This window comes from Rhodococcus rhodnii NBRC 100604, from assembly GCF_001894925.1.
In the GTDB taxonomy this organism is placed as follows: domain Bacteria; phylum Actinomycetota; class Actinomycetes; order Mycobacteriales; family Mycobacteriaceae; genus Rhodococcus_F; species Rhodococcus_F rhodnii.
This window is the reverse complement of sequence record NZ_BCXD01000010.1, coordinates 183,568-189,567: the sequence shown is the minus strand read 5'-3', so window position 1 is coordinate 189,567 and position 6,000 is coordinate 183,568. Positions and strand designations below refer to the sequence as shown.

At 69.5% G+C, this 6,000-nt stretch carries 7 protein-coding genes; 4 read left to right on the top strand and 3 right to left on the bottom strand.

Going from position 1 to position 6,000, the window contains the following annotated elements:
- Positions 1–27: 27 nt before the first annotated feature.
- Together RR1_RS09675 and RR1_RS09670 are read right to left on the bottom strand one after the other, a co-directional pair.
- Entirely contained in the window at positions 28–402 is a 375-nt protein-coding gene (locus RR1_RS09675; RefSeq protein ID WP_010836386.1) for an SdpI family protein, read from the bottom strand.
- Positions 403–448: 46 nt separating this feature from the next.
- A complete protein-coding gene (locus tag RR1_RS09670) occupies positions 449–1,996 on the bottom strand; it encodes an adenylate/guanylate cyclase domain-containing protein (RefSeq protein ID WP_010836387.1) in 1,548 nt (515 codons plus the stop codon).
- 80 nt (positions 1,997–2,076) lie between these two features.
- Between RR1_RS09670 and nucS the strand changes: the two genes are divergently transcribed.
- Both nucS and RR1_RS09660 read left to right on the top strand, forming a co-directional pair.
- The gene (nucS, locus tag RR1_RS09665; RefSeq protein ID WP_040772073.1) at positions 2,077–2,736 is read left to right on the top strand and encodes an endonuclease NucS; all 660 of its coding nucleotides are present in this window, start codon (positions 2,077–2,079) and stop codon (positions 2,734–2,736) included.
- A 22-nt stretch (positions 2,737–2,758) separates the two neighbouring features.
- Complete coding sequence (locus tag RR1_RS09660; RefSeq protein ID WP_040772070.1) at positions 2,759–3,076, top strand: Rv1322 family protein; 318 nt, start codon at positions 2,759–2,761, stop codon at positions 3,074–3,076.
- A 1-nt stretch (position 3,077) separates the two neighbouring features.
- On the opposite strand, the gene RR1_RS09655 is transcribed toward RR1_RS09660, so the two are convergent.
- Positions 3,078–4,103: a coiled-coil domain-containing protein gene (locus tag RR1_RS09655; protein WP_072713626.1), complete on the bottom strand. Its 1,026-nt coding sequence runs from the start codon at positions 4,101–4,103 to the stop codon at positions 3,078–3,080.
- Between the two features lie 196 nt (positions 4,104–4,299).
- Here RR1_RS09655 and RR1_RS09650 point away from each other — a divergent pair, with 196 nt between their 5' ends.
- Together RR1_RS09650 and RR1_RS09645 are read left to right on the top strand one after the other, a co-directional pair.
- The gene (locus RR1_RS09650; protein WP_040772078.1) at positions 4,300–5,496 is read left to right on the top strand and encodes an acetyl-CoA C-acetyltransferase; all 1,197 of its coding nucleotides are present in this window, start codon (positions 4,300–4,302) and stop codon (positions 5,494–5,496) included.
- 98 nt (positions 5,497–5,594) lie between these two features.
- Positions 5,595–5,975: a DUF3817 domain-containing protein gene (locus RR1_RS09645; RefSeq protein WP_010836401.1), complete on the top strand. Its 381-nt coding sequence runs from the start codon at positions 5,595–5,597 to the stop codon at positions 5,973–5,975.
- The last annotated feature ends 25 nt before the right edge of the window (positions 5,976–6,000 follow it).

Here is a 6,000-nt window from a genome sequence, read left to right as displayed (position 1 = left end):
TGCGTTCACCACCCGATACGAATGTCGCTACGACCTCTTCGCGGCCGAATGAGCCGTCATCGCCGCGGCGACCAGCACGACGGCCTGGATCAGCAACCCGAGCGCCGGTGCGAGCGCCATCGCCGGCGGATAGCGGCCGTCGCCTGCAGTGATCGCGAAGGGGAGCGCCGCCGATACGACGACGACCGCCGCGCCGACGACTGCGATTGCAGCGAAGTAGGGTGCTGCAACCCTGTGGGCGATGAGCCACGCTCGGTCCGAGGAGAGCGTGGCGCTGGTGCGCACTCCGATCATCGAGTTCCGCGGTATCGCCTCCACCCTCGCCGCCCGGTACATGACGAAGCTCAGCAGCCCGAGCGTCGTCGGTGCGATGAGCAGCGCGAGATAACCCGCCAGTTCCATTCTTCCCCCGTGATTCGATTGTTCCCCCCGGGTCGTGCGGGGTGGATCAGGTGACCGCAGCAGCCACGCCGGTCGGTTCGGTGCGTCCACGCAGCAGTACCTCGCCGTCGACACGCCAGTGTGCTCGCTCGGACTCTCCGGCGCGCTCCACCGTGCGCGCCGACGCCGCGACGGCGCCGGGGACCTCCGTCTTCGCGTGATCGCACAGTCGGGAGGCCTCGTTGACCGGATCGCCGACGACCGTGTACTCGTATCGTTCGTTCGCGCCGACGTTGCCGGCGACCGCGGGGCCGGACGAGACCCCGATGCCCACCTCGCATTCGGGCACGTCGGCGCGCAGTCGCGTACTCATGGATCGTGCCGTCGCGAGCGCGGCCCCGTAGGCGTCGTCGAGTTCGCTCGGCGCGCCGAAGACGACCAGCGCGCCGTCGCCCTCGAACTTGTTGACCATGCCGCCACGGCGGTCGGACTCGGCGACCACGATCGCGAAGAATCGGTTGAGGAGAGTGACGACGTCGATCGGCGAGCGGGTCGCCGCGAGCGTCGTCGATCCGACGATGTCGACGAACAGCACCGCCACCTCGCGTTCTTCCCCGCCGAGTTCGGGATTGCGTTCGAGCGCGTTGCGCGCGACATCCTCGCCGACGTGGCGTCCGAAGAGATCGCGGAGCAGATCGCGTTCGCGCAGGCCCTCGGCCATGCGGTTGAAGCCACCCTGTAGCGCCCCGACCTCGGTCGCGTCGTAGACGACGACCGACGCCGTGAGGTCACCGCCGGCCACCCGTTCCATCCCCAGCTGAACGGCGCGCATGGGCGCGGCCGTGGCACGCACGCTGATGACGATGAGCGCGAGCCCGAAGCACAGGATCACCGATCCGATCGCGAGGATCGAGATCGCCATCTGCGCGGAGCTGGCCGGCCGGATGAACGAGAAGACGGCGATGAGCATGAGGCCCGTGAGGGGCAGCCCGGTTCCGAGCACCCACGCGACGGCGGTACGGCCGGTGACACCGAGCGAGCGTCGTCGTACCGGCCCGCCGGCCTCGAGAGCGCGCGCCGCGACCGGGCGCAACGCGAACTGGGAGAGCAGATTGCCGAACGCCGTGACGGTGGCACCGGCGAACAGGATCGTGAATGCAACCTTCGGGATCACCGCGGGATTCACGAGACCGTAGACGGTCGTGAAGAGCACGAAGGCGAGACCCCAGAGGATGATCTGTACGCGAGTCAGCCGCCAGGGCGCTCGAAACGCGGTGCGCTGCTGAGTCTCGTCGGGGATCGATCCTTCGGTCGCCCAACGGAGGTCGCTCGTGAGACGCCGGGTACCCCATGTCAGCCCGGCCAGGAGCGCGGCCACCACGTAGACGGGAACGGCGATCGAGTTGATCCACACGAACTCGGAGGTCAGGACCGTGGGACCGGGAACGACCCAGACGACGAGTACCGCCACCACCGCGATGCCCACCAGGTTCGTGACCACGACTGTCACCGTGAGCAGCGCCTGCACCCGGATGCGCGCGAGCTGGACGCTCTCGTCGGGTGTTCCGAGCAGGCGGGATCCGAGCGGGGGCGCTGACGACCGACGTTGCATCATGGTGGATCGAGCGTAGCCGTACACGCGTCCGGTGTATGCGAGCCGAAGGCGCGTCGGCAGCAGCCGTTAGGGTGGTCGGCGTGCGTCTCGTGATTGCTCGATGCCAGGTCGACTACGCCGGTCGGCTGACCGCGCATCTGCCGATGGCGACCCGCCTCCTCATGATCAAGGCCGACGGTTCGGTCCTCGTGCATTCGGACGGCGGCTCGTACAAGCCGCTCAACTGGATGTCGCCGCCGTGCTGGCTCACCGAGGAGCCGGGAACGTGGACGGTCGAGAACAAGGCGGGCGAGAAGCTCGTCGTGACGATCGAGGAAGTGCTGCACGAGTACGGGCACGATCTCGGTGTCGACCCCGGTCTCGTCAAGGACGGAGTCGAAGCCCATCTGCAGGCGCTGCTCGCCGAGCACGTCGTGACGCTGGGGGAGGGGTGGACGCTCGTCCGCCGCGAGTTCCCGACGGCGATCGGCCCGGTCGACCTCATGTGCCGTGACGACGCCGGCGCGTCGGTCGCGGTCGAGATCAAGCGGCGCGGCGAGATCGACGGCGTCGAGCAGCTCACGCGTTATCTCGAGTTGCTCAATCGCGATCCGCTGCTCGCGCCGGTGCGGGGCGTGTTCGCCGCCCAGCAGATCAAGCCGCAGGCGCGGACGCTCGCCGAGGATCGCGGAATCCGCTGTGTGACACTCGATTACGACGCGCTGCGGGGGATCGACTCGAGCGAGTTCCGGCTGTTCTGACGGCCGCCGTTAGGCTGGGACGGTGCCACGTCGAAAGCCGCAACCGCCCCGAGCGCGCCGTCAGCAGTCCCGCTCCGGTGCGCCGCTGTCGTCGAGCGTGGAGCGACGCGAGCGGGGCCCGGCGGCCGACGGCGATCTGACGTATGCGGTCAGGACGGTGTCCGGGTCGCAGGCGACCAAGCGTTACCGGTGTCCCGGCTGCGATCACGAGATCGAGCCGGGGACACCGCACGTCGTGGTGTGGCCGCTCGATCACGGCGGTCCCGAGGAGCGTCGCCACTGGCACCGTGGCTGCTGGACGGGCCGCGCGACGCGGTCGGTGACCCGCCGCTGGTCGTGAGTCAGCGCCGCGAGGGCTCGCTCTCGCGGCGGTTCGCCTCGGCCGGTGTGTCGTCCTCGGTCTCGGCGTACTCGACGTCTTCGATCTCGGCCTCGACGGTGTCCGAGGCAGCGGGAAGCGCCTCGGTCTTCGCGTTCTCGTTGCGGCCGCCGTCCGAACGCCGCTCGGGCGCGGCGTCGAGCAATTCGCTCTCGCGGTTCACGGCCTGCAGCATCGCGGGCACCGAATCGAGCTGGCCCCGGACGCCGAGCAGCTGAGCGAGGATCCTGCCGCGCAGCACCCGGAGTTCCTCCGCGAGCTCGCGGGCATGCGCGATCTTGCGTTCGGCCTGATCGGTCGCCGACTGCAGCCGGCGCTCGGCTTCGTGCGTCGCATCCGCGAGCCGGCGCTTCGCCTCCGCCTTGCTCGACGACTCGAGCTCGTTGACGGCGGCGATCGTCTTCTGCCTGCGCTCCGACATCGTGATGTCGAAGTCCTCCTGGATGCGGGCGCGCTTCGTCTCGGCCTCGGCGGCGAGCCGGTCGCGCTCCGCCTGGGCGGCCTCGACGATGCGTGCGGCCTCGGTGCGGGCGCGCGCCATCGTCTGCTCGTGCTCGATCGCAAGGGCGTTGCGGCGATCCTCGAGCTCGGCGACGAGCGACTCGTGCCGGCCACGCAGCCGTGCGGCCTCCTGCTCGGCGACCGAGACCATCTCCGCGGCGTCCGCGTCGGCCTTCGCCCTGACCTCGGACGCTTCGTCGGAGGCGAGCCTGAGCATGCGCGAGATGCGGTCGCTCATCCCCTCGGCAGTGGTGGGCGGGACGGACAGGCGGTCGACGTCCTTACGGAGATCGTCGATCTCGGAGCGTGCTTCTTCGAGCTGACGCGCGAGATCGCGGGCCTGCGCCGCGGCGGCGTCGCGATCGGCCGCCGTGACTCTCAGTTCCGCGTCGAAACGCTCGAAGTAGTTGCGTACTTCGTCGCGATCGAATCCCTTGCGCACGATCGCGAAGGGAAGCGCGATCGATCCGTCCTGCTCGTGTGCCATGCGCACAGGCTACCCGCGGATTCTGCGCCCTGTCCCCACGGACTGCGGGCCGTGCGCGAACCCCTCGAAGGTAACCTCGTGGCAGACAGGGCTCGCGCTCGTGAGCCGCGAGACGGTGCGAGCCCCGGGTTCGGACGGGCAGCCCGTGCATCGAGAAGACCCGGGCGCCCGGGAAGACGACATGGTGGAGGACGTTGTGACGAGTTCGGTGATTGTCGGCGGGGCGCGGACCCCGATGGGACGGCTGCTCGGATCGTTGAAGGACTTCTCGGGATCGGATCTCGGGGGAATCGCGATCAAGGGAGCGCTCGAGCGCGCCGGTGTGGCTCCGGACCAGGTCGACTACGTGATCATGGGCCAGGTCCTCACGGCCGGCGCGGGCCAGATCCCCGCGCGTCAGGCCGCCGTCGCCGCCGGGATCCCCATGGACGTGCCGGCGCTGACCATCAACAAGGTGTGCCTGTCCGGCATCGACGCGATCGCGATGGCCGACCAGCTCATTCGCGCGGGTGAGTTCGACGTCGTCGTCGCGGGTGGTCAGGAGTCGATGACGCGGGCACCGCACATGCTCGAGAAGTCGCGCGAGGGGTTCAAGTACGGCGACGTCTCGCTGCGCGATCACATGGCGTACGACGGGCTCCACGACATCTTCACCGACCAGGCGATGGGCGCCTTGACGGAGTCCGCGAACAGCGAGACCACCGAGCCGATCACACGCGCGGATCAGGACGCCTTCGCCGCGCGTTCGCATCAGAACGCCGCCCGTGCGTGGAAGGACGGCCTGTTCGACGACGAGGTCGTGCCGGTGCAGATCCCGCAGCGCAAGGGCGATCCGATCCTCTTCGCGGAGGACGAGGGCGTGCGTGCCGACACCACCGTCGAGTCGCTCGCGCGGCTGCGTCCCGCGTTCGCGAAGGACGGGACGATCACGGCCGGTACCGCGTCGCAGATCTCCGACGGCGCGGCGGCCGTCGTCGTGATGAGCAAGGCGAAGGCGGAGGAGCTCGGCGTCGAGTGGCTCGCCGAGATCGGTGCGCACGGCGTCGTCGCCGGACCGGACTCGACGCTGCAGTCGCAGCCGGCGAACGCGATCGTCGCGGCGTGCCGCAAGGAGGGCATCGAGCCCACCGACCTCGATCTCGTCGAGATCAACGAGGCCTTCGCTGCGGTCGGCATCGCGTCGACGCGTCAGCTCGGCCTCGATCCCGAGAAGGTCAACGTCAACGGCGGCGCCATCGCCGTCGGGCATCCGCTGGGCATGTCGGGTGCGCGGATCACGCTGCATCTCGTCCTGGAACTCGCGCGCCGCGGTGGCGGCGTCGGTGCAGCGGCGCTGTGCGGCGGCGGCGGGCAGGGTGACGCCCTGATCGTGAAGGTTCCGTCGCGCAGCTGACGCACCACACCCTCTCGCGGGCGCTCCCCGGTGGCACACGCCACCGGCGAGCGCCCGCGATTTCGGTGCGATAGTCCGGTTCGGGCACAATGGCGCGCATGCGCTCACTCTTCGACCTGTCCACGCCCGCCAAGCGATTCCGCCTCGTGGCGATCTGGGAGGCCGTCACCTGGGCGATGCTCCTCGTCGGAATGTTCTTCAAGTGGGTGCTCGGCTTCGAGGAAGCCGTCGCGATCCCCGGCATGATCCACGGTGTTCTCGGGTTCATCCCGTTCGTGCTCGTGGCGCTCGCGACCGCGGTGTCGCTCAAGTGGGACAAGGCGACGACGTTCTGGGCGCTCGTGTCGAGTGTCCCGCCGTTCGGCACCGTTGTCTTCGAGCGCTGGGCCGTCCGCAACGGCAAGCTCGCCGAGCTGTCGGCCGCTCACGGAACCCCCGCACCCGAGGCGCCCGAGGCCGAGGCGCAGCCGCGCGTCTGACGTTCACCTCACCGGTGTACCGCGG

Coding starts and splice junctions, on each gene's coding strand:
- RR1_RS09675 (WP_010836386.1), bottom strand. CDS start 402: ATGGAACTGGCGGGTTATCTCGCGCTGCTCATCGCACCGACGACGCTC.
- RR1_RS09670 (WP_010836387.1), bottom strand. CDS start 1,996: ATGATGCAACGTCGGTCGTCAGCGCCCCCGCTCGGATCCCGCCTGCTC.
- RR1_RS09655 (WP_072713626.1), bottom strand. CDS start 4,103: ATGGCACACGAGCAGGACGGATCGATCGCGCTTCCCTTCGCGATCGTG.
- RR1_RS09645 (WP_010836401.1), top strand. CDS start 5,595: ATGCGCTCACTCTTCGACCTGTCCACGCCCGCCAAGCGATTCCGCCTC.